Raw genomic sequence first — 22,011 nt, forward strand, 5'->3', positions numbered from 1 at the left:
ACAACGTCATTATAATACCACCATTCGCCAAAACACGGCATCGCCGATGCCGGTTCCGAGCTGCTCCGCCATCGCGCAACCGGCCCGGCATGCCTATCTTGAGCGGGTGCCGCGCTCCCCACGAATCCGCCCCCGACCCGACGCGCCCAAATCCGGCGCGGCCCCGTCCCACGTCGCAGACGACGTGCTGCCGGAGGTGTTCCGCCGCTGGTTCCGCGCGCGGGGCTGGACGGCGCGGGCGCACCAGCTCGATCTCGTCGCCGCCGCGCAGGCCGGGCGCTCGGTGCTGCTGATCGCCCCCACCGGCGCCGGCAAGACCCTCGCCGGCTTCCTGCCCACGCTGATTGAACTGAGCGGCGGGCGCCCGGCGTGGGGCGCAGCGGGCGGGGCGAAGGACGGGGCTGCTGCCCCTCCGGGCTCCGTGCCCCCTCCGGGCTCCGTGCCCCCACCCCAGCCCTCCCCCGCGAGCGGGAGAGGGAGCACGGCGGCGCGAAATGTCGACAAGGGGCAAAAGGCTCGCGCCGACATAACAGCCGAGAGCCCTCTCCCGCCCGAGGCCGGAAACATCCGGCCTCGGCTCTTGGGAACTGAACTCGGCAACAGCCGAGTTCAGGCGGGGGAGGGCAGGGAGGGGGCTGCCGCGCGCGCGACAAGCGCCGGCGAGCGGGTGGAGGCTCCGGCCTCCGCGCCCCCGCCCGCCACTCCCCTGCCCTTCGCCCGCTGGCAGGCGGCGCAGCCGGCCTCGCCCCTGCACACGCTCTATATCTCCCCGCTGAAGGCGCTGGCGGTGGACATCGCGCGCAATCTGGAGACGCCCATCAGCGAGATGGGGCTGCCCATCCGCGTGGAGACCCGCACCGGCGACACCCCGTCCTCCCGCCGCCAGCGGCAGCGGCGCGACCCGCCGGACATTCTCCTGACGACCCCCGAGCAGATCTCCCTGCTGCTCGCCTCGAAGGACGCCGAGCACCTGTTCAGCGGCCTGAAACGCGTGGTGCTGGACGAGTTGCACGCCCTCGTCACCTCCAAGCGCGGCGACCTGCTGGCGCTGGCCCTGGCGCGGCTCAAGGCCATCGCGCCGGGGCTGCAATGCGTCGGCCTCTCCGCCACCGTGGCCGAGCCCGACGACCTGCGCCGCTATCTGGTGCCGCAGGATGAAAGCACCCCCGGCCCCGCCCCCCTCGCCGACCTCGTGGTGGCGCAGGGCGGCGTCGCGCCCGACGTGCGCATGCTGGAGACCGACGTGCCCATGCCGTGGGCGAGCCACATGGCGCTCCATGCGGTGCGCGATATCTATGCGCTGCTGAAGGCCAACCGGCTCAGCCTCGTGTTCGTCAACACCCGGCGGCAGGCGGAATTCATCTTCCAGGAACTGTGGCGCATCAACGACGACAATCTGCCCATCGCCCTCCACCACGGCTCGCTGGCGGTGGAGCAGCGGCGCAAGGTGGAGGCGGCCATGGCCGCCGGGCGGTTGAAGGCGGTGGTGGCCACCTCCTCCCTCGACCTCGGCATCGACTGGGGCGACGTGGACCTCGTGATCAACGTGGGCGCGCCCAAGGGCTCCTCGCGGCTCTTGCAGCGCATCGGCCGCGCCAACCACCGGCTCGACGAGCCCTCCCGCGCGGTGCTGGTGCCGGCCAATAGGTTCGAGGTGCTGGAATGCCGGGCGGCGCTGGAGGCGGTGGCGATCGGCGCGCAGGATACCCCGCCCGAGCGCCTCGGCGCGCTGGATGTGCTGGCCCAGCATATCCTCGGCATGGCCTGCGCCGCGCCGTTTGCCGCCGATGCGCTCTTCCACGAGGTGCGCTCGGCCGCGCCCTACCGGACCCTGCCCCGCGCCGATTTCGACGCCGCCCTCGATTTCGTCGCCACCGGCGGCTACGCGCTGAACGCCTATGAGCGCTACGCCAAGATCCGCCCGACGAAGGACGGCCTGTGGCGGGTGGCCAACCCCATGATCGCGCAGGCCTACCGGCTCAATGTGGGCACCATCGTGGAATCCACCATGCTCAAGGTGCGTCTCGTCTCGGCGCGGGGCGCGGCCAAGACCGGCGTCACCGGGCGGGTGCGCTTCGGCGGGCGGATGCTGGGCGAGGTGGAGGAATACTTCGTGGAGACCATGGTGCCCGGCGACACCTTCGTCTTCGCCGGCGAGATCCTGCGCTACGAGACCCTGGTGGAGGACGAGGTCTATGTCTCGCGTACCACCGCCACCGAGCCCAAGGTGCCGGCCTATGCGGGGGGCAAGTTCCCCCTTTCCACCTTCCTCGCGGCGGGGGTGCGGGCGCTGCTCGCCGCTCCCGAGCGCTGGGCCGCGCTGCCGGGGCAGGTGCGCGACTGGCTGGAGCTGCAGCGCCTGCGCTCGCGCCTGCCGGGCCGCGACGACCTTCTGGTGGAAAGCTTCGTACAGGGCGGGCGCTACTATCTCGTCACCTACCCCTTCGAGGGCCGCCTCGCCCACCAGACGCTGGGCATGCTGCTGACCCGGCGGCTGGAGCGGGCGCGGCTGAAGCCGCTGGGCTTCGTCGCCAATGATTACGCCCTCGCGGTCTATGCGGCGGGGGACATGGGCGCCGCCATCGCGCAAGGCCGGCTCGCGCTGGCGGAGCTGTTCGACGAGGACATGCTGGGCGACGATCTGGAGGCGTGGCTGGCGGAAAGCGCCCTCATGAAGCGGACGTTCCGCCACTGCGCGGTGATCGCCGGGCTGATCGAGCGGCGGTTTCCCGGCAAGGAGAAGACCTCGCGGCAGGTCACCGTCTCCACCGACCTCATCTATGACGTGCTGCGCCGGCACGAGCCCACCCACCTGCTGCTGCGCGCCGCGCGGGCGGACGCCGCCACCGGCCTGCTCGACGTGAAGCGACTGGGCGAGATGCTGGCGCGCATCAGGGGGGCCATCGTGCACATGCCGCTGGACCGGGTATCGCCGCTGGCGGTGCCGGTGCTGCTGGAGATCGGCCAGGAGAGCGTGGGGGGCGAGGCGAGCGACGCGCTGCTCGCGGAGGCGGAAGAGGAACTCATTCGCGCCGCCATGGGTTGAACAGCAGCGTCGATTGGGGGGCTGAAGCGAGGCGCGCACAGACGCTCCCGCGGCGCCCTCATGGAGCGTGGCGAAAGATCTGGCGGCTCATTTCGCAGTTGCGAAGGCGCCAACTCACCTGTTGCACATGGGAAACGGGCAACTTTCAACGCTCTCCATTTCCATCACAATCACGTGATCAAACGGCGCGCAAAAGGCTCGCCGTCGAACCAAGATATCAGAACATCACGCCGCCGAGCATGCCGAGCGTGGCAGCATTGGCCTCGTGAGGGGCAAAAAAGGCAGCAATTCCAAGGATGGTCACCAGAGCGCCGGTGACAGCAAGCTTCCGAACCATGGCCACTCTCCAAATTCGTCGTCTACAGGGTTAACGATGCAGGTCGATTAAGAGTTCCTTAACCAAGTCTGTCTGAACCCCCTTTGATGCTCCCGTTCAGAAAGTGTTCAGGAAAGTCACGGCTGCGTGACGATTGACCCCCGGGGAGGGTCAGGGCGATTGACCTTTGCCCCGCATGATGTTGCATCGCAGCAGGAAGGGTTCCGCCGAAGGAGGTACAGGCATGTCGCAGAACAGAGCGGGGGCGAACGGGACGCAGAGTATCTGGCGCGATCTTGAGGCGCCCGGCATCGCCGCGTTCGAGGAGCTGGCGCGCGACGCCTTCGCCCGCTTGCCGGACTCGTTCCGCGCGCTGTGCACGGGCCTCGTCATCCGCATCGAGGATTTTCCCACCGACGAGGTGCTGGACGAGATGGGCGCCGAGACGCCGTTCGACCTGCTCGGCCTGTTCCAGGGCGTCGGCCGCGCCCAGGCGGATGCGGTGGCCCACACCGGGCAAATGCCCAACATGGTGTTCCTCTACCGCCGCCCCATCCTCGACTACTGGGCCGAGAACGAGGAAACCCTCGGCGACGTGGTCACCCACGTGCTGGTGCATGAGATCGGCCATCACTTCGGCCTCTCCGACGACGACATGGAAGCCATCGAGGACCGGGCCAATTGACCGCAGGGCCAGCCGCACCTTTGGGCTGGACCCGCAGGCCGGCACTTTTTAGAATAGCTCAAAACAAGGAGACTCATGTGGCCGTCGATCCCAAGCTCTCGCGCTATGGGGCGCCGTTGCGCGCCATCCACTGGCTCACCGTTCTGAGCATCATCGTCGCCTTCGGCATCACCTATTTGGAGGGCTTCTTCGCGCGCGGAACGCCGGAGCGGGGCCTCATCTGGTGGACCCACATCTCCGTCGGCCTGCTGATCATCGCGCTGGTGGCGGTGCGCATTCCGGTGCGGATCTTCGGCCCCAACCCGCCAGCCTCCACGCAGATCAGCCGGCCGGTGGCCATCGCCTCGCACATCGTGCACGGGCTGCTCTACCTGCTGCTGATCGCGACCCCGCTGGTGGGCATCTATCTCTCCTTCCTGCGCGGCAACGAGGTGAGCTTCTTCTCGCTCTTCACCATCCCCTCGCCCATCGCGGTGAACCGGGACCTCGCGCGCGAGGTGATCGAAGTGCACGAATGGCTGGCCAACAGCCTCGTCATCCTCGCCGTCCTGCACGCGGCGGCCGCCGTGGCCCACCACTATGTGCTCAAGGACGACGTGCTGAAGCGCATGCTGCCGGAACGCGCCGCGCCCTGACCGGCGGGCAGCCCCAGGCCGGCGCGCGAAGGCGTGCGCCGGTCTTCCTGGCTGGGCAAGGGCGGATGCGCCTGTTATGGAGGGGCTTCAGGCAGGAAGCCTATAAGACAAGCCGAGGCTGTAGGTCCCATGGAGAAGTTCACCGTCCTGGAGGGTGTCGCCGCCCCGCTCAAGCTGGTCAATGTCGATACCGACATGATCATCCCCAAGCAGTACCTCAAGACCATCAAGCGCACGGGCCTGGGCACCGGCCTGTTCTCGGAGATGCGGTACAAGGACGACGGCTCGGACAATCCCGATTTCGTGCTCAACCAAAGCGCCTACAAGAACGCCAAGATCCTGGTGGCCGGCGACAATTTCGGCTGCGGCTCGTCGCGTGAGCATGCGCCCTGGGCGCTGCTCGACTTCGGCATCCGCTGCGTGATCTCCACCTCGTTCGCCGACATCTTCTACAACAACTGCTTCAAGAACGGCATCCTGCCCGTGGTCGTCTCCAAGGACGACCTGGACAAGCTGTTCGACGACGCCGACCGCGGCGCCAACGCCACCCTCACCGTCGATCTGGCGGCGCAGGAAATCCGCGGGCCGGACGGCGGCGTGGTGAAGTTCGAGATCGACCCGTTCCGCAAGCGCTGCCTCATCGAGGGGCTGGACGACATCGGCCTGACCCTGGAGAAGGCCCCCGCCATCGCCACCTACGAGACCGCCAAGGGCGCCGAGCAGCCCTGGCTGTGAGCGGCGCCGGTCTCGTGCCGGGCTGATCGCACGAAGCCTGTCGGACGGAGCCTGCGGCGCAGACCGCCCGCCGCGCCGCCGCGATCGGCAAAGCGCTTTGAGGAACCACAGCCGCTGTGCCCCCTCTCACGCTTGCGGGGGAGGGCTGGGGTGGGGGCAGGTCTGCAGGGCCTCATCCCATCATAGGGTTTCAGATGGAGAGGGCTTGCCCCCTCCCTGCCCTCCCCCGCAAGCGGGAGAGGGTTCGCATCTGTGCCCGGTCCCCATGTTGGGGCTTCAAGACAATAGGCATCGGGCCAAACAGCTTCGAGCCGGGACGCAAAGGCTCACCCTCCCTGCCCTCCCCCACCTTTTTGCCGCGCTTCCGTCCCGCGCGGTCGGCGTGCTATCGGGGGCGCAGCGGATGGCCTCGCCATCTCCCCGAGCCATCCTCCTGCCGTGAGCACCATGCCGGGTTCCCAGCGCGCCAGCCGATCCGTTGTCGTGGATCTCATCGCCGTGCTCGCGGCGGTGACCGCCGGCGAGCCGCGGGTGATGACGGTGACAAAGGGCAGCGCCCTGCCCTCCGGGCCGTTCGAGCTGGCCCACCGCTCGCTCCAGCAGGGCCTGCGCGATTGGGTGGAGCAGCAGACCCACCATCCGCTCGGCTATGTGGAGCAGCTCTACACCTTCGCCGACAAGGACCGCGCCGACGCGGATACCGCGCCGCGCACCATCTCCATCTCCTATCTGGGCCTCACCCGGGAGCACGATGCGGCCGAGGCCGGCTGGCACAGCTGGTATGAATATTTCCCGTGGGAGGACCACCGCGCCGGCCCGCCGCCGGTGATTGCCAGGGTGCTTTCCCCCGCCCTTTCCGCCTGGGCGGAGGACGCGCCCACCGTCGGCATGCGGAGCGAGCGGCGCCTGCGGGCGGCGGCCACCTTCGCCCTCGACGGGGGCCGGTGGAACGAGGAACTGACCCTCCAGCGCTACGAGATGCTGTACGAGGCCCGCATCGTGGCCGAGCGCCTGCGCCGGGATTGCCGGAGCGAGGCGGGCAAAAATGACGAAAGCCACGGCGAGGAAAGCGGCGCCGGGCGCCCCATGATCGCCGACCACCGGCGCATCCTCGCCACCGGGATCGCGCGGCTGCGGGCCAAGATCAAGTATCGCCCGGTGGTGTTCGAACTGATGCCGCCCACCTTCACCCTGCTGCAACTGCAACGCTGCGTGGAAGCCATCGCCGGACGCACCCTGCACAAGCAGAATTTTCGCCGGCTCATGGAACAACAGGAGCTGGTGGAGGAAACCGGCGGCACCACCTCCGAAAGCCTTGGCAGGCCAGCAAAACTCTTCCGCTTCCGCCACGCTGTGGTGGAGGAGCGGGCACTGGCCGGGACGAAATTGCCCCTCGCGCCCACTTGACAGTGCTTATGCTCAGTATAAGCATATGCCAGACATATGCTCAAACTGAGTATAGACAATGGTCGCACTCGCCCAGCCTGCCCCCGTCGAACCCCGCCTGTCCGAGACCGCGCTTTCGGAGGCCTTCGCCCGCACCGCGCCGCTCTATGAGCGCATCCGGCGCGTGGTGCCGCCCGCCGACTGGGCCTTCTTCGCGCAGGATGTCGAAGCCATCCTGCGCCTGAAGCGCGAGCGCAACGCGGTGATCCTGGCGCACAATTACCAGACGCCGGAAATCTTCCACTGCGTCGCCGACATCGTGGGCGACAGCCTGGCGTTGGCCCGCGAAGCCATGCGGGTGGAAGCGGACGTGATCGTGCTCGCCGGCGTCTATTTCATGGCCGAGACAGCCAAGCTGCTGAATCCCGGCAAGACCGTGCTGATCCCCGATACCGGCGCCGGCTGCTCGCTGGCCGATTCCATCACGGCGGAGGATGTGCGCCTCATGCGGCAGGCCTATCCCGGCCTGCCCGTCATCGCCTATGTGAACACCTCCGCCGCCGTGAAGGCGGAGGTGGACGTGTGCTGCACCTCGGGCAATGCGGCGCGCATCGTGAAAAGCTTCGGCGTGCCGAAGATGATCATGCTGCCGGACCAGTATCTGGCCAAGAACGTGGCCGCCGAGACCGGCATCGAGATCATCTCCTGGGCCGGCCAGTGCGAGGTGCACGAGCGCTTCACCGCGCAGGACGTGCGCGAATTGCGCCTGGCCAATCCCGGCGTCACCGTGCTGGTGCACCCGGAATGCCCGCCGGAGGTGGTGGCGGAAGCGGACTTCGCCGGCTCCACCGCCGCCATGAGCGATTATGTGGGGCAGAAGCGCCCGCCGCGCGTGGTGCTGCTCACCGAATGCTCCATGAGCGACAATGTCGCCGTGCATTATCCGGACATCGACTTCGTGCGGCCCTGCAACCTCTGCCCGCACATGAAGAAGATCACCCTTTCCAACATCCGCGCGGCGCTGGAAGGCAATGTGCACGAAGTGACCATCGCGGCGGACGTGGCGGACCGCGCCCGCGCCTCGGTGGAGCGGATGCTGGCGCTGTGACCGGCTTCGAGCGGCTGGAGGGCCGCCCCGTCATCGTCGGCGGCGGCATCGCGGGGCTTGCCGCCGCGCTCTTCCTCGCGCCCGAGCCGGTGGTGCTGGTCACCCGCGCACCGCTGGGGGCGGATGGCTCCAGCCCGCTGGCCCAGGGCGGCATGGCCGCCAGCGTCGGCACGGACGACGATGCCGACCTCCACCTCGCCGACACGCTGATGGCCGGCGACGGCCTGTGCGATCCCGAGGTCGCCCGCCGCATCCTCGCCGATGGACCCGCCGCCGTGGCGGAGCTGGAACGCCTCGGCGTCGCCTTCGACCGGGCCGCCGACGGCAGCCTCGCCCTCGGGCTGGAGGCCGCCCACAGCCGGCGCCGCATCGTCCATGCGGATGGCGACGCCACCGGCCGCGCGCTGGTGGAAGCCCTCACCCGTGCCGCCCGCGCCTGCCCTTCCATCACCGTGGTGGAGGCCGAAGCCCGGCGCATCCTCATGGAGGACGGCGCGGTGGCCGGCCTGCTCGTTGCCGGGCTTAACGGCGGCGCCGTGCTGCGCACCCGTCGCCTGATCCTGGCCACGGGGGGCGTGGGCGCCCTGTTCGAGCACACCACCAATCCCGCCTCGTCCTTCGGCATGGGCCTCGCGCTCGCCGCCGAGGCCGGGGCGGAGCTGGCGGACCTCGAATTCGTGCAGTTCCACCCCACCGCGCTGGCCACCTCCGCCCGGCCGCTCTCCCTCATCAGCGAGGCGGTGCGCGGCGAAGGCGCCCTCATCGTCGACCGCGCCGGCCGCCGCGTGCTGGAAGCCGTGCCGGGCGCGGAGCTGGCCCCGCGCGACGTGGTGGCCCGCGCCGTGTGGCGGGAACTGGTGGCGGGGCGCGAGGTGTTCCTCGATGCCCGCGCCAGCCTCGGCGCGCGCTTTGCCACGCGCTTTCCCTCCGTCGCCGCCGGATGCCGCGCGGCGGGGATCGATCCGGCCACCGACCTCGTGCCCATCCGCCCGGCGGCGCACTACCACATGGGCGGCATCGCGGTGGATGCCGAGGGCCGCAGCTCCGTTCCCGGCCTGTGGGCGGCGGGCGAGGTGGCAGCCACCGGCCTCCACGGCGCCAACCGGCTCGCCAGCAATTCCCTGCTGGAGGCGGTGGTCTGCGGCCGCGCGGCCGCCCTGAGCGTGGCCGGAACGCCGGCCCGCGCCCCGGCCCGGCTTATGGCGGCTCACCTGCCGGCGACGCCGGACCCGTGCGCCGTCCGTCCCATCGTCTCGCGCCATCTCGGCGTCACCCGCGACGCGGCGGGCCTTGCCACCGCCGTCGCCCGCCTGCTGCCGCTGGCGGACGGCACGGGGCCGGCCTGCGCCCCCGCCCGGGTGGGGCTCATGATGGCGGTCTCAGCGCTGGCCCGGGAGGAAAGCCGGGGCGCCCATGCCCGCACCGATTTCCCTGCTCCCGCCGCCGTGGCCCGGCGCTCCCGCACCACCCTTGAGCGCACCCTTGCCGAGGCCCGCCGCCATGCCGCGCCGGTCCTCGCCCTCGCCTCATCCAGCTGACGGATCGTCCCATGCCTCTCGACCCGCTCCCGGAGCTGATGGTGGAGCCCATCGTGCGCGCCGCGCTGCTGGAGGATCTCGGCCGGGCCGGCGACATCACCACCGACGCAGTGGTGCCCCCCGGCCATGAGAGCCGCCTCGTGCTCGCCGCGCGGCAACAGGGCGTGGTGGCGGGGCTCGATTGCGCCCGCCTCGCCTTCCGCCTGCTGGACGGCGCGGTGCGCTTCACCCCGCGCGTCACGGATGGCACGGCGGTGGAACCGGGCACGGTGCTGGCGGAGGTGGAAGGCTCGTCCCGCGCGCTGCTCACCGGCGAGCGCACCGGGCTGAACCTCGCCTGCCGCCTCTCCGGCATCGCCACCGCCACGGCGGGGCTGGTTGAAGCCATCGCCGGGCACAAGGCGCAGATCGTCTGCACCCGCAAGACCACGCCGGGCCTGCGTTCGCTGGAGAAATACGCGGTGCGGGCCGGCGGCGGCTCCAACCACCGCTTTGGGCTGGATGACGCGGTGCTCATCAAGGACAACCACGTGGCCATCGCCGGCTCGGTGCGCGAAGCGGTGAGCCGGGTGCGTGCCCGCGCCGGCCACATGGTCAAGGTGGAGGTGGAGGTAGACACCCTCGCCCAGCTGGAAGAACTGCTCACCATCGGCGCCGACGCGGTGCTGCTCGACAATATGACGCCGCAGACCCTGGCCGAGGCGGTGCGCATGGTGGGCGGGCGCATGCTCACCGAGGCGTCGGGGCGGGTGAACCTTCAGACCGCGCCGGCCATCGCGGCGGCGGGCGTGGACCTCATCTCCGTGGGCTGGCTGACCCACAGCGCCCCCATCCTCGACATCGGCCTCGACTGGGTGGGGTGAGGGGCGTTGCTCCCCTCTCCCCTCGCGGGAGAGGGGTTGGGGGTGAGGGGGCGGCGCAGGCGCTTCCTGCCCCTCTGCCGGAGCGGTTAGTCGCCTGCTGCGCAGGAGTCCTTGCGCTTACGTCCCGGCTCTCCTTCCACTGCGCTTCGCTGCGTTGCAGTCGGCCGGGACACGAGACGCGCCAAACGAAACCTTCACGCCGCCTTGGGCCAGTGGCGCACGTCCACGAAGCGGCCGGCGATGGCCGCGGCCGCCGCCATGGCGGGCGACACCAGGTGGGTGCGGCCCTTGAAGCCCTGCCGGCCCTCGAAATTGCGGTTCGAGGTGGAGGCGCAGCGCTCCTCGGGGGCGAGGCGGTCGGCGTTCATGGCGAGGCACATGGAGCAGCCCGGCTCGCGCCACTCGAAGCCGGCGGCAAGGAAGATCTTGTCGAGACCTTCCGCCTCCGCCTGCTCCTTCACGAGGCCGGAGCCCGGCACCACCATGGCGTTGACGTTCGCATTCACCGTGTGGCCGGCGACGATGGCGGCGGCCTGCCGCAGATCCTCAATGCGGCCGTTGGTGCATGAGCCGATGAAAACGCGGTCGAGCGTGATGTCGGTGATCTTCGTGCCCGCGGAGAGGCCCATATAGGCCAGTGCACGGACCTTGGCGGCGCGCTTGCCCTCGTCGGCGATGAGGGCCGGATCGGGCACGAGGCCCTCCACCGAGATCACGTCCTCGGGGCTGGTGCCCCAGGAGACGATGGGCGGCAGATTGGCGCCGTCGAGCTGGATCTCGGCGTCGAAATGGGCGCCCTCATCGGTGCGCAGGGTCTGCCAGAAGCGCAGGGCGGCGTCCCAGTCGGCACCCTTGGGCGACTTGGGGCGGTCCTTGAGGTAGGCGAAGGCCTTCTCGTCGGGGGCCACGAGGCCGGCGCGGGCGCCACCCTCGATGGACATGTTGCACACGGTCATCCGCCCTTCCATGGAGAGGGAGGTGATGGCGTCGCCCGCATATTCGATGACGTAGCCGGTGCCGCCGGCGGTTCCGATGCTGCCGATGATGGCGAGCACCACGTCCTTGGCGCCAACGCCCTCGGGCAGCGGCCCGGAGACGGTGACGCGCATGTTCTTCGCCTTCTTCTGGATCAGCGTCTGGGTGGCGAGCACATGCTCCACCTCCGACGTGCCGATGCCATGGGCGAGCGCGCCGAACGCGCCGTGGGTGGAGGTGTGGCTGTCGCCGCAGACGATAGTGGTGCCGGGCAGGGTGAAGCCCTGCTCGGGGCCCACCACATGGACCACGCCCTGGCGCTTGTCGAAGCCGTCATAATATTCGACGCCGAACTCCCGCGTGTTCTCCGCCAGCGCGGCGATCTGCGCCACGCTCTCCGGGTCCGGGTTGGGCAGGGTGCGGTCGGTGGTGGGAACGTTGTGGTCCACCACCGCCAGCGTCTTGTGCGGCGCGCGCACGGTGCGGCCGGTCATGCGCAGGCCCTCGAAGGCCTGGGGGCTGGTCACCTCGTGGACCAAATGGCGGTCGATGTAGAGGAGGCAGGTGCCGTCCTCCTGCCGCGCCACCACATGGTCGTCGAAGATCTTGTCGTAGAGGGTGCGGGGGCCGTTCGCGGGTGCGGTGTTCGCGGGTGCGGTGTTCGCCGGTGCGGTCATGGCTGCGTCTTGCGTCCTGTCCTGAGGAGAGGCCGGCGCGCGCGATGGGCGGCCGGGCCGGTATCTGGAATGCGAGCTGTCTCGACGACGAGACCTAAAGGCGCGTCAGCCGCGAAGCTGGGCCGAGGCCGCCGTGGTGAAGCGGCCGAAGAAGCGGCCCGGCAGGCGGACATGATCCGGCACCGCCGCGAACTCCATGGTCGTGCGCGCGAACGGCCCGGCGGCGCAGAAGGCCACCCGGCTCAGGATCGAAAAAGGCGCACAGGCATGATGCATGGCCGGTTTGTAGCAGTTCCAGCGCGCCGCGACAATCCGGCGCGCGAGACTGTGAAAACGTCTCCGGCCCGCTTTTTCCCTTGCTCGGCCGCCGCCGGGACGCGAGGAAGAAGCCTTTCCGGAACCTGCGCAGCACGGGGACCCGCTTGAGCTTCCTGAAAACCTTCGAGTTCTGGTCGTTCCTTGATTCCGTCATAAGCCTTGCCGCCGCCTTCGTGCTCGGCACGCTGATCGGCGCGGAACGCCAATATCGCCAGCGCACCGCCGGCCTGCGCACCAACGTGCTGGTGGCGGTGGGCGCCGCCGCCTTCGTGGACCTCGCCGCCCGCATCGCCGGCTCCGACGAGGCCATGCGCGTGGTGGCCAATGTGGTCACCGGCGTCGGCTTCCTCGGCGCCGGCGTCATCATGAAGGAAGGCCTCAACGTGCGCGGCCTCAACACGGCGGCGACGCTGTGGTGCTCGGCGGCGGTGGGCTGCTTCACCGGGGCGGACATGCTGGCGGAGGCCATGCTGCTCACCTTCATCGTCATCGCCGGCAACACCCTGCTGCGCCCGGTGGCCAACTTCATCGACCGCATTCCGCTGGACGAACGCCACTCGGAAGTGAGCTACGAGGTGCGCCTGACGGTGGAGACCGGCGCCATCCCCGACCTGCGGGACAAGCTCATCGAGATGCTGGAACAGGCGAAATATCCGGTGAGCGACGTGGACGAGGCCCCCGCCACCGACGACACCTCCCTGCTGGTGGCCAAGCTCATGAGCACGGCCGTGGAGCCGGCCGAGCTGGACGCGGTCACCGACCGCCTCGCCGCTTTGCCCGGCGTGCGCCACGCCACCTGGGAGAGCACCACCGAGGAGTGAGGCGTCCCGTGCCCCGGCCAAGTGAAGGCGTAGCCTGAGCGCCGAGCCGGGGCCCAGCGCAAGACTCCTGCGCAGCAGGCAAATCCTTCGGGACGGTTTCAGATAAAGCCGCCTTCGGCGGACTCGCGCGCTGGGTCCCGGCTCTCCTTCCACTGCGCTGACGCTCCGTTGCAGTCGGCCGGGACGCGAGCCTCACACCCCCGATAGATGATGCAGGACGATGCCGCTGGTGGTGGCCACGTTCAGGCTGTCGAAGCCCTCAGCCATGGGAATGGCCACGGTGCGCGTCATGGCCATCACGGCCGCCGGCAGGCCCGGCCCCTCGGTGCCGAACAGGGCCGCCACGCGCGGCGGACGCACGAGCCGGGACAAGGGCTCGCGCCCGGCGGGCGACAGCGCCACCACCTCGAATCCGCGCGCCTTCAGCAGGTCCACCGCGCTGGCTCCATCCGCCACCCGCGCGAACGGCACCACCAGGCTTGCCCCCACCGACACGCGGATGGCCTTGCGGTAGAGCGGATCGCAGGAGGCGGCATCGATCAGCACCGCATCGGCGCCAAAGGCCGCCGCATTGCGGAAGATGCCGCCCATATTGTCATGGTTGGTGAGGCCGAGGGCCACCACCACCAGCGCCCGTTCCCCCAGCCGGTCCAGCAACGCTCCCGGCTCCGGCAGCGGCCGCGCTGCCCCCAAGGCGAGGATGCCGCGATGGATGGGAAAGCCCACCACCTGGTCCATCACCTTCTGCCCCGCCACATAGACCGGCACGTCTTCCGGCAAAGCCGCGATGACATCGGCGAGGCGCATCGCCTGCGCTTCGGAGAGCAGCAGCGCGCGCAGGCCATGGCCATCCGCCGTGCCGAGGCGCGAGGCAGGGAGATGCGAGACCGGGAGATGCGACACGAGGAGGCGCAGCACCACCTCCCCTTCCGCCATGAACGAGCCCTGCCGGCCCACGAGGTCGCGCTCGCGCACATCCCGGAACGCCGCGATGCGCGGATCGTCCGCCTCGACAACCGGAAGGATCATAGAGGCCGGCGCTTCACCGGCACGGGCGGGGCGGTGGTGGCGCGCACCACCAGCTTGGGCGCCATCTCCACCCGCTCCACGGGGCGCGACGGATCGGCGATGCGCTTCAGGGCGAGGTCGGCGGCGGCGCGGCCATATTCGGGGATGAAGGTGTGCACCGTGGTGAGCCCCGGATGCCAGACCCTGGCCTCCCCGATGTCGTCATAGCCCACCAGCGAGAAGTCCCGGCCCACGGTGAGCCCCGCCGCCTGCAGTTCCATGAGGGCGCCGAAGGCCGAAAGATCGTTGAAGCTCACGGCGGCGGTGGGCGGCTCCTCCAGCGCCAGCAGGCGCGCCAGCTGGCGGCGGCCTTCTTCCCGCAGGCCCGGCCCTTCCATGACCAGGGTGGGATCGAAGGGGATGCCGGCGGCGGCAAGGCCGGCCTTGTATCCGGCAAGGCGCTTGCGGCCGGTAGAAATGGCGCCGAAGCCGCCCAGCATGCCGATGCGCCGGTGGCCCAGTGCCACCAGATGGGCGACGCCGAGCGCCACGCCCACCACATCGTCCGAGCCGGCGAAATCGAAGCCCGAGCCTTCGATCTCCCGCGTCACCTGCACCACGGCGATGCCGGTGGAGGCGAGCGCCTTCAGGTCCGCCACCGTGGAGTGGGCGGCGGGCGAGACCAGGAAGGCGTCTGGGCGGTATTCGGCAAGGGTCCCCAGGGTGCGGGTCTGGCGCGCCACGTCCTCCTGGCTGACGCCGAGCAGCACCGTCTTGCCGGCGGCGGTCAACGCATCCTCCACCGCCGCGAGCAGCTCGGTGAAGGAGGGATTGACGATGTCGTGCAGGCCCAGCGCCACGATGTTGGTGCGGGCCGTGCGCAGGGCCGCGGCGCCGCGATTGGCCACATAGCCGCGGGCGCGGGCCACCTCCTGCACCTTCAGCCGCGTCGCCTCCGCCACCATGGGGCTGTCGCGCAAGGCGAGCGAGATGGTGGCCGTGGACAATCCAAGCTCGCGGGCAAGGCCCTGGAGCGTTACCTTGCCGATGGGCACATGCATCTGACCGGCTGGGGCCTGAGCGGGGATATTGTCATCCATGGGCCTTCCCTATAACCGGATCTGTCGCGTCTCGCGCCGTCCTTTCGTTCATGTTAAACGATTAAACGGCAACGACCAATGGGAATTGGGATAGGGACGAAAGACATGACCGAGGATACGACCGGGGATACGACCGGGGCGCGGGTGGGCTTCATCGGCGTGGGCCTGATGGGGCATGGGATGGCGAAAAACATCCTCGCCAAGGGTTTTCCGCTCGCCGTGCTGGGCCATCGCAACCGGGCGCCGGTGGAAGACCTCGTCGCCCGTGGCGCCACCGAGGTGAAGTCCGCGGCGGAGCTGGCGCAGGTGAGCGATATCATCGTCTTGTGCGTCACCGGCGCACCCCAGGTGGAAGCCGTGCTGCGCGGCGACAACGGCATCCTTGCCACGGCAAAGGCCGGCCTCCACATCATCGATACCTCCACCTCCGAGCCGACCCTCACCATGGCGCTGGCGGCGGAGCTGGAGGCGCGGGGCATCTTCTTCTGCGATTCGCCCCTCGGCGGCACCCCGGTGCAGGCGGACGAAGGCAGCCTCTCGGCCATGGTGGGCGCGCAGGATGCCGCCTTCGCGGTGATCGAGCCGGTGGTGGCGGCCTATGCCAGCCGCATCGTGCGGGTGGGCGCGCCGGGGGCGGGGCACACCATGAAGCTGCTCAACAATTTCCTGTCGCTCGGCTACGGCGCCATCTATGCGGAGGCGCTGGCGCTGGCCGCCAAGGCGGGGGTGACGCCGCAGGTGTTCGACGCGGTGATCCGCGGCGGGCGCATGGATTGCGGCTTCTACCGCACCTTCATGGGCTATGCGCTGGACGGCAACGTGAACGCCCACCGCTTCACCATCACCAATGCCCACAAGGACATGCGCTACGTGACCAACCTCGCCACCAACACCGGCGCGGCAGCCTTCATCAGCGCCACGGTGAAGAACCTCTACGCCACCGCCGAGGGGCTGGGGAATGGCGAGAAGAACGTACCCCAGCTGGTGGATGTGGTGGGGCAGATGAACGGGGTTCGAAAGAGCTAAAGCGTTTTCAAGCGAAGTGGATACCGGTTCGCGTGAAGAAACCGCGTCAACGCAATAAATTAAGAGCGATAGCCGTGATCCGAGGCGAACGGAAAGCGCTCTGATCCAGCCCCGGAGCACGTGACGATCCGGCTTGATGTGGTCGGTACGTGCTCCGGCGGGCTGTGTGGGCATTCGAGCATTTTCGATGCGAAGTGGATACCGGTTCGCGTGAAGAAAATGCGTCAAAACAATATTCTAGAGCGATTACCGTGAGCCAATGCGAACGGAAAACGCTCTAGCCGAATGGCTGTTCGGGGCTCAGCCGTTCTTGATCTTCAATCCGTCTTCGTAGGACACTTCCTTGTAGTCCGAAGGCGACGAATACTTCAGGCCCACGTCGGCGAGCGCATCGAGCTTGGCGGCCGTGTCGTACTTCTTCAGCTTGACCTTGTCCACGTAGAACGTATCGATCAGCTCATTGTAGACCGAAGTGCCATCGATGAAGATCGCGAAGATCTTCACATCGCCGAACTGGATGGCGAGGCGATTGCCCTGCGGCAGGTCCGCAATATAGATGAGATACTTGCCATCGGCATTGAAAGCCGCGCCGAAGGTCTCGACAAGCTTGGGCAGGGTTTCGAACTCGGCGATGGAGCCCGCCAGGAATCCGATGGCCGGCTGGCCGGTTTCAGAGACGGCAAAAACCTCCTTCAGGACGGTCTCGGAATCGTCATAGGAGATTTCGCCGCGAAAGCCGAAGCGGCCGGCCACGTGGGTGTCGGCGTTCAGGCTGGGCTTCAGCAACCGGCCCTCGGTTTCGAGCTTGGCAAACGGCGTATCTGCAATGGCAGTCATAAGGGATGGTCCTTTGTGGAGGTCGTGGTGGGCTTGCCTTGAGTGCTGTCGTCCGCTTCGGCAGATCCTTGCCGCGCGAACCGCACCGTCGTGGTCTGCCGCGCCTCTTGCGGGCGCGACCTCTGGTCGGCGGGCCGTTTGGCCCGCGTCAATCGCCCGTGATCAGGACCTCGGGGACCTCGTTGGGGTCCTCAATGTCTAGTCCGTCTTCTTCAGCCAGTTCGACATCCACCAGGCACACATCGCCATCGTCGATGACGAGCTTGATCGGCGTCAGCGCCTTGCCCTGGCAGGGGCCGATGAAACAAAGCCCGGTGTCGAAATCGAACTTCGCCCCGTGCCGGGCGCATGCCAGGAAGTTGCCCTCCCGGTCGAGAAACTCCCCCGGCACCAGGTCCAGGCGCGTACCCTCGTGGGGGCAGGCATTTTCGTAGCCGTAGTAGTTCTTGGACTGGCGCGCGATGAGGATGGGCCACCTTTTGACGGCGCCGGTCTCGTCCAGCCGCGCCAGCACGAAGCTGCGCGCGTCGCCGTCATCGACCTCATAGGTGGCACATACGGCGAAAAGCTCACTCATGGGACCGCGCCTTTCCCCGGACACGCAAGACGCCCCCTTTGGCGGGAAGCGGACATGGGCCTGATACAAGCAAGATCGGCGCCACGGGGGATTGTCGGGTTTCGGCGGGGGCACCCCTCAGCGAACGGGAGCCGGCAACCCGCCTTCCCCTTCACCCCGCCTTAACCCCTGCCGGCCACACTCCTGCCTGTTCGTAAGCGTTGCGTAGGGTTGCGTCATGCGTAGTGTGGCCAAGGGGGCAGCCGGGCGGACGGCGCGCCAGTCGGGCGTTCGTCCAGAGTATGCCGAGCCTGCCCCCTTGGCGGCCCCACGGGCCGCGAATGCGACAGATTCGGCCCCACGGGCCGCGAATGCGGCCGGCATGGAACCAAGGGCCGTAACGGCGACAGGTGCGGCCGTGCGCGTCGCGTCGCCGGTGAAGCGGACGCGGGAGGCGGCCGGCGCCCCATCAGCCCCCCTGCCCCTCGACCAGATCCTTCTCGGCGACAGCATCCAGATGATGGCCGGCCTGCCTGCCGGCAGCGTGGACCTGGTGTTCGCCGATCCGCCCTACAATCTCCAGCTCGGCGGCGAGCTGAAGCGGCCCGACGAGAGCCTCGTCGATGCGGTGGACGACGACTGGGACCGGTTCGACAGCTTCGCCACCTATGATGCCTTTACCCGCGCCTGGCTTCTGGCCGCGCGGCGGGCGCTGAAGCCCAACGGCACCCTGTTCGTCATCGGCTCCTATCACAACATCTTCCGCGTCGGCGCCATGATGCAGGATCTGGGCTTCTGGATCCTCAACGACATCGTGTGGCGCAAGGCCAACCCCATGCCCAACTTCCGGGGCCGGCGCTTCACCAATGCGCACGAGACCCTGATCTGGGCTGCCCGCAGCGCCGATGCCAAATACACGTTCAATTACGAGGCGCTGAAAGCCGGCAACGACGACGTGCAGATGCGCTCGGACTGGCTGTTCCCCCTGTGCACCGGCCAGGAGCGGCTGAAGGACGGGGCGGGCAAGAAGCTCCACCCCACCCAGAAGCCCGAGGCCCTGCTCGCCCGCATCCTGCTCTCGGCGACGAAGCCCGGCGACGTGGTGCTGGACCCCTTCTTCGGCTCCGGCACCACCGGCGCGGTGGCGAGGCGGCTGCGCCGCTCCTTCATCGGCATCGAGCGCGAGGAAGCCTATGCGCAGGCCGCCCGCGCCCGCATCGACGCGGTTGAACCGCTGCCGGAAGACGCCCTGATTGCCCCGCCCAGCGCGCGGGAAGCCCCGCGCGTCGCCTTCTCGGTGCTGGTGGAGCGCGGGCTGGTGACCCCCGGCGCCGAACTCACCGACGCCAAGGGCCGCTTCCGCGCCGTGGTGCGGGCCGACGGCACCCTGGCCCTGGCCGGCGGGCAGAATGTGGGCTCCATCCACCGCGTCGGCGCGCTGGCCCAGGGGGCGGAAGCCTGCAACGGCTGGACCTTCTGGCACGTGGAAGAGGAAGGCCGCCGCCACCCCATCGACATGCTGCGTGCCCGCCTGCGGGCGGAGATGGGCATCGCGGCGGAGTAGGCGAGGCGGGGTGGGAACGCCTCTTCGTCCCCCTCATCCCCTGCCCCTCTCCCGCGGGGGGAGAGGGGAGCATCGCCTCCCTACTCGATCCCCCCATGGGCCAGCACCTTGCGCATGAGCGAGGGCAGCGCCTCCCGGCCGAAGCCCTCCGGCCGCACCCAGCGATGGCCTTCCGGGGCCGGCGTGGCGGCGGGCAGGTCCGCCCGGAGCACCTTCAGCGTCAGCGCGAAATGGGTGAAGACGTGCTCCACCGCCCCCGGCAGGGCGCGCCAGCACGTCGGCAGGGGGGCGTGATCCTCGGCCCGCGCCGGAACCTTCGCCCCCGCCCGGCTGTCCCACGGTGTGGAGGGCACCTCCGTCATCTTCGCCAGCAGGCCCTTGTCGGGCCGCGTGCGCAGCAGCACCGCCCCATCCGCCCGCACGGCGAGGAAGGCCGTGCCAGCGCGCCGCGGCTTGTCGCCCTTGGGCGCCTTCACCGGATAGCGGGCAGCATCGCCCTCGGCCCGCGCCACGCACGGCTCCATCCACGGGCAGAGCGAACAGGCGGGGGATTTCGGCGTGCAGATGGTGGCGCCGAGATCCATCATGGCCTGGGCGAAATCCCCCGGCCGCTGGTCCGGCGTCAGCGCGGCGGCGCGGGCCTTGATGGCGGGCTTCGCCGCCGGCAAAGGCTCGCCGATGGCATAGAGGCGGGACATGACGCGCTCGATATTGCCGTCCACCGGGCTCGCCGGCCGGTCGAAGGCGATGGCAGCGATGGCCGCCGCCGTATAGGGCCCGATGCCGGGAAGTTCGAGCAGCGCCGCCTCGGCATCCGGGAAGCGCCCGCCATGGCGCGCCACCACCGCCCTGGCGCAGGCGTGGAGATTGCGGGCGCGAGCGTAATAGCCGAGCCCCGCCCAGGCGGAGAGTACCTCCTCCAGCGGAGCGGCGGCGAGATGCGACACGCTGGGCCAGCGGGCCAGGAAGGCGCCGAAATACGGCCCCACCGCCTTCACCGTGGTCTGCTGCAGCATGATTTCGGAGAGGAACACATGGTAGGGATCGGCACGGCGCCCCGGCTCCGCCCGCCAGGGCAGGCGGCGGCGGTGGCGGTCGTACCAGGCGAGCAGCGCGGCGGGGTCCGGTCCGCCGGAGGCCGATGGGGGCGTCGCGGCGGCGGGCGCGCTGGAACTTGCGCCGGAATTTGCGTCGGAATTTGCTGCGGCATCCGCCGATGCCCGCGCGGACGCTCTTGCGGTCGCTCTTGCAGTCGCTCTTGCGGCGGCTCTTGTTGCGGCTCTTGCCGTGGCTCTTGCGGCGGGGGAGGATGTCATGCGGCCAAGGTGGCTGCGTCGGCGTCACAGGACAAGAGGCGCCGCGCCTTCTTCCCCCTCAGAGAATTCCCGAGCCGCCCGTGTCGAACCCGCCCCGCATGCTCCGCCGCCGTTCCGGCCCCCGGCCGCTCGCCGACTTCGTCGCACCGAGCATCTCGGACCTGTGCGGCAAGGCGGGCTTCTCCGTGGTGGAGGTGGTGACCCACTGGGACGAGATCGTCGGGCCGGACCTCGCCCCGCGCTGCATGCCCGTGCGCCTGCAATGGCCCAAGGAGGACGGCGCCGCCGCCACCCTCGTGGTGCGGGTGGAAGGCGCCTATGCCATCGAATTGCAATATGCCGCCGGCGTGGTGGTGGAGCGCATCAATGCCTATTTCGGCTGGCGCTGCGTGGGCCGCCTCGCCCTGCGCCAGGGGCCGGTGCCGCAGCGCCACGCCCGCCAGCCCCTGCCGCCCAAGCCCGAGCCGTCCACCATTGCCGCCGTGCGCGGCGAGATCGGCACCTTCGAGGACGAGGAGCTCGCCGCCTCCCTCGCCCGCCTTGGTGCGCTGGTGCGGCGGGAACGCGGGCGCGGCTGAGCGGCTTCCCGCCGGCGCGCGGCAGCACTGAAGAAGCTGTGATCGGCGCAAGGTTTGCCGCCATACGGGCGACATGTTAGAGCCCCATGGATTGTTCGTCGGGGCGCCCTGCCCCTGCCCTTACCCGTGCTTTGCGCTCACCAGATTCGGCGACGCGGCGCATTCGGCTCCCGCTCGCGGGACCGCCGGGTCCGACGCCGGACCTTTCGGAGATGTCCATGATTCTCGATCGCCGCCGTTTCCTGGCCGGAGCCGGACTTGCCGCCCTCGCCGCCGGCCTTGGCCTGGGCCTCACCGTGCCGTTCGAGCCGGCGGCCGCGCAGACGGTCGAGCAGGCCAAGCTCATGGCCCCCGCCGCGAGCCCCCTGCCGGAGAAGGCGATCGGCAGCGCCACGGCGCCGGTGACGGTGGTGGAATACGCCTCGGCCACGTGCAGCCACTGCGCCACCTTCCACACCACCACTTTCCCCGAGTTGAAGACGAAGTACATCGACACCGGCAAGGTGCGCTTTATCTTCCGCGAATTCCCGTTCGAGCCGGTGGCCACCGCCGCCTTCATGCTGGCCCGCTGCATGCCGGACGACAAGTATTTCCCCATGGTCTCGACCCTGTTCGAGACGCAGAAGACCTGGGCCTACAGCAATGATCCGGCCGCGGGCCTGCTCGCCGTGGCCAAGCAGGCGGGCATGAGCCAGGCCGATTTCGAAAAGTGCCTCACCGACCAGACTCTCGGCGAGAAGGTGCAGGAAAGCGCCCTCTACGCCAACAAGGAGCTGGGCGTGAACGCGACCCCCACCTTCTTCATCAACGGCAAGAAGCTTTCCGGCGCCCTCGGCATCGCCGAATGGGACAAGGAACTGGCCCCGCTGCTCGGCGGCAAGTGAGACGGGTCTGCGCATCTCGCGGGGCATGATGCTCCGCCA

20 protein-coding genes are annotated in these 22,011 nt (G+C 69.3%); 13 read left to right on the forward strand and 7 right to left on the reverse strand.

Annotated elements, in window-relative coordinates:
- The first annotated feature begins 46 nt into the window (after window positions 1–46).
- From V5F48_RS16925 to nadC, 8 genes are all read left to right on the forward strand, one after another.
- A complete protein-coding gene (locus V5F48_RS16925; RefSeq protein ID WP_394259645.1) occupies window positions 47–3,046 on the forward strand; it encodes a ligase-associated DNA damage response DEXH box helicase in 3,000 nt (999 codons plus the stop codon).
- A 560-nt stretch (window positions 3,047–3,606) separates the two neighbouring features.
- Entirely contained in the window at window positions 3,607–4,047 is a 441-nt protein-coding gene (locus V5F48_RS16930; RefSeq protein WP_394259646.1) for a metallopeptidase family protein, read from the forward strand.
- Window positions 4,048–4,124: 77 nt separating this feature from the next.
- On the forward strand, window positions 4,125–4,682 hold the full coding sequence (locus V5F48_RS16935; protein WP_394108564.1) for a cytochrome b: 558 nt from the start codon (window positions 4,125–4,127) through the stop codon (window positions 4,680–4,682).
- 129 nt (window positions 4,683–4,811) lie between these two features.
- A complete protein-coding gene (gene leuD, locus V5F48_RS16940) occupies window positions 4,812–5,417 on the forward strand; it encodes a 3-isopropylmalate dehydratase small subunit (protein ID WP_394259647.1) in 606 nt (201 codons plus the stop codon).
- Window positions 5,418–5,864: 447 nt separating this feature from the next.
- On the forward strand, window positions 5,865–6,824 hold the full coding sequence (locus tag V5F48_RS16945) for an NUDIX hydrolase (RefSeq protein WP_394259648.1): 960 nt from the start codon (window positions 5,865–5,867) through the stop codon (window positions 6,822–6,824).
- Between the two features lie 97 nt (window positions 6,825–6,921).
- Entirely contained in the window at window positions 6,922–7,911 is a 990-nt protein-coding gene (gene nadA / locus V5F48_RS16950) for a quinolinate synthase NadA (protein WP_394259661.1), read from the forward strand.
- Window positions 7,908–9,449, forward strand: coding sequence for an L-aspartate oxidase (locus V5F48_RS16955; RefSeq protein ID WP_394259649.1), 1,542 nt, complete (start codon window positions 7,908–7,910; stop codon window positions 9,447–9,449). Before nadA ends, V5F48_RS16955 begins: the two co-directional genes overlap by 4 nt.
- An 11-nt stretch (window positions 9,450–9,460) precedes the next feature.
- Window positions 9,461–10,312 (forward strand): carboxylating nicotinate-nucleotide diphosphorylase, encoded by an 852-nt coding sequence (gene nadC / locus V5F48_RS16960; protein ID WP_394259650.1) that lies wholly within the window; start codon window positions 9,461–9,463, stop codon window positions 10,310–10,312.
- Window positions 10,313–10,506: 194 nt separating this feature from the next.
- Here nadC and leuC read toward each other — a convergent pair whose 3' ends face one another.
- Both leuC and V5F48_RS16970 read right to left on the reverse strand, forming a co-directional pair.
- Window positions 10,507–11,964, reverse strand: a complete 1,458-nt coding sequence (leuC, locus tag V5F48_RS16965; protein ID WP_394259651.1) for a 3-isopropylmalate dehydratase large subunit — start codon at window positions 11,962–11,964, stop codon at window positions 10,507–10,509.
- A 105-nt stretch (window positions 11,965–12,069) separates the two neighbouring features.
- Complete coding sequence (locus tag V5F48_RS16970; RefSeq protein ID WP_394259652.1) at window positions 12,070–12,240, reverse strand: hypothetical protein; 171 nt, start codon at window positions 12,238–12,240, stop codon at window positions 12,070–12,072.
- A gap of 146 nt (window positions 12,241–12,386) precedes the next feature.
- Here V5F48_RS16970 and V5F48_RS16975 point away from each other — a divergent pair, with 146 nt between their 5' ends.
- Window positions 12,387–13,103: an MgtC/SapB family protein gene (locus V5F48_RS16975; protein ID WP_394259653.1), complete on the forward strand. Its 717-nt coding sequence runs from the start codon at window positions 12,387–12,389 to the stop codon at window positions 13,101–13,103.
- A 192-nt stretch (window positions 13,104–13,295) separates the two neighbouring features.
- On the opposite strand, the gene V5F48_RS16980 is transcribed toward V5F48_RS16975, so the two are convergent.
- The gene (locus V5F48_RS16980; RefSeq protein ID WP_394259654.1) at window positions 13,296–14,132 is read right to left on the reverse strand and encodes a TrmH family RNA methyltransferase; all 837 of its coding nucleotides are present in this window, start codon (window positions 14,130–14,132) and stop codon (window positions 13,296–13,298) included.
- Window positions 14,129–15,211 (reverse strand): LacI family DNA-binding transcriptional regulator, encoded by a 1,083-nt coding sequence (locus V5F48_RS16985; protein ID WP_394259655.1) that lies wholly within the window; start codon window positions 15,209–15,211, stop codon window positions 14,129–14,131. The genes V5F48_RS16980 and V5F48_RS16985 overlap by 4 nt, the downstream gene beginning before the upstream one ends.
- A 105-nt stretch (window positions 15,212–15,316) precedes the next feature.
- Between V5F48_RS16985 and V5F48_RS16990 the strand changes: the two genes are divergently transcribed.
- Entirely contained in the window at window positions 15,317–16,237 is a 921-nt protein-coding gene (locus V5F48_RS16990) for an NAD(P)-dependent oxidoreductase (RefSeq protein ID WP_394259656.1), read from the forward strand.
- A gap of 300 nt (window positions 16,238–16,537) precedes the next feature.
- Here V5F48_RS16990 and V5F48_RS16995 read toward each other — a convergent pair whose 3' ends face one another.
- Window positions 16,538–17,074 carry a hypothetical protein gene (locus tag V5F48_RS16995; protein ID WP_394108576.1) on the reverse strand — a complete coding sequence of 179 codons (537 nt, stop codon included), beginning with the start codon at window positions 17,072–17,074 and terminating at the stop codon, window positions 16,538–16,540.
- A gap of 148 nt (window positions 17,075–17,222) precedes the next feature.
- Window positions 17,223–17,651: a Rieske (2Fe-2S) protein gene (locus V5F48_RS17000; protein ID WP_394259657.1), complete on the reverse strand. Its 429-nt coding sequence runs from the start codon at window positions 17,649–17,651 to the stop codon at window positions 17,223–17,225.
- A 361-nt stretch (window positions 17,652–18,012) separates the two neighbouring features.
- On the opposite strand from V5F48_RS17000, the gene V5F48_RS17005 reads away from it, so the two are divergent.
- Window positions 18,013–19,194, forward strand: coding sequence for a site-specific DNA-methyltransferase (locus tag V5F48_RS17005; RefSeq protein WP_394259658.1), 1,182 nt, complete (start codon window positions 18,013–18,015; stop codon window positions 19,192–19,194).
- A gap of 80 nt (window positions 19,195–19,274) precedes the next feature.
- Here V5F48_RS17005 and mutY read toward each other — a convergent pair whose 3' ends face one another.
- The gene (gene mutY, locus V5F48_RS17010; RefSeq protein ID WP_394259662.1) at window positions 19,275–20,306 is read right to left on the reverse strand and encodes an A/G-specific adenine glycosylase; all 1,032 of its coding nucleotides are present in this window, start codon (window positions 20,304–20,306) and stop codon (window positions 19,275–19,277) included.
- A 284-nt stretch (window positions 20,307–20,590) separates the two neighbouring features.
- Between mutY and V5F48_RS17015 the strand changes: the two genes are divergently transcribed.
- Both V5F48_RS17015 and V5F48_RS17020 read left to right on the forward strand, forming a co-directional pair.
- Window positions 20,591–21,088 (forward strand): DUF721 domain-containing protein, encoded by a 498-nt coding sequence (locus V5F48_RS17015; RefSeq protein ID WP_394259659.1) that lies wholly within the window; start codon window positions 20,591–20,593, stop codon window positions 21,086–21,088.
- Between the two features lie 218 nt (window positions 21,089–21,306).
- The gene (locus V5F48_RS17020; protein WP_394259660.1) at window positions 21,307–21,972 is read left to right on the forward strand and encodes a DsbA family protein; all 666 of its coding nucleotides are present in this window, start codon (window positions 21,307–21,309) and stop codon (window positions 21,970–21,972) included.
- Window positions 21,973–22,011 lie beyond the last annotated feature (39 nt).

It is taken from the genome of Xanthobacter autotrophicus ATCC 700552, assembly GCF_043194565.1.
In the GTDB taxonomy this organism is placed as follows: domain Bacteria; phylum Pseudomonadota; class Alphaproteobacteria; order Rhizobiales; family Xanthobacteraceae; genus Xanthobacter; species Xanthobacter autotrophicus_F.

Excerpts from the sequence above, each read along its gene's own strand:
- V5F48_RS16990 (WP_394259656.1), top strand. The coding sequence starts at position 15,317 with ATGACCGAGGATACGACCGGGGATACGACCGGGGCGCGGGTGGGCTTC.
- nadC (WP_394259650.1), top strand. The coding sequence starts at position 9,461 with ATGCCTCTCGACCCGCTCCCGGAGCTGATGGTGGAGCCCATCGTGCGC.
- V5F48_RS17020 (WP_394259660.1), top strand. The coding sequence starts at position 21,307 with ATGATTCTCGATCGCCGCCGTTTCCTGGCCGGAGCCGGACTTGCCGCC.
- leuD (WP_394259647.1), top strand. The coding sequence starts at position 4,812 with ATGGAGAAGTTCACCGTCCTGGAGGGTGTCGCCGCCCCGCTCAAGCTG.
- V5F48_RS16930 (WP_394259646.1), top strand. The coding sequence starts at position 3,607 with ATGTCGCAGAACAGAGCGGGGGCGAACGGGACGCAGAGTATCTGGCGC.
- V5F48_RS16945 (WP_394259648.1), top strand. The coding sequence starts at position 5,865 with ATGCCGGGTTCCCAGCGCGCCAGCCGATCCGTTGTCGTGGATCTCATC.
- leuC (WP_394259651.1), bottom strand. The coding sequence starts at position 11,964 with ATGACCGCACCGGCGAACACCGCACCCGCGAACACCGCACCCGCGAAC.
- V5F48_RS16925 (WP_394259645.1), top strand. The coding sequence starts at position 47 with ATGCCGGTTCCGAGCTGCTCCGCCATCGCGCAACCGGCCCGGCATGCC.
- V5F48_RS16980 (WP_394259654.1), bottom strand. The coding sequence starts at position 14,132 with ATGATCCTTCCGGTTGTCGAGGCGGACGATCCGCGCATCGCGGCGTTC.
- V5F48_RS16985 (WP_394259655.1), bottom strand. The coding sequence starts at position 15,211 with ATGGATGACAATATCCCCGCTCAGGCCCCAGCCGGTCAGATGCATGTG.
- V5F48_RS16995 (WP_394108576.1), bottom strand. The coding sequence starts at position 17,074 with ATGACTGCCATTGCAGATACGCCGTTTGCCAAGCTCGAAACCGAGGGC.
- V5F48_RS17000 (WP_394259657.1), bottom strand. The coding sequence starts at position 17,651 with ATGAGTGAGCTTTTCGCCGTATGTGCCACCTATGAGGTCGATGACGGC.
- V5F48_RS16970 (WP_394259652.1), bottom strand. The coding sequence starts at position 12,240 with ATGCATCATGCCTGTGCGCCTTTTTCGATCCTGAGCCGGGTGGCCTTC.
- V5F48_RS17005 (WP_394259658.1), top strand. The coding sequence starts at position 18,013 with ATGGAACCAAGGGCCGTAACGGCGACAGGTGCGGCCGTGCGCGTCGCG.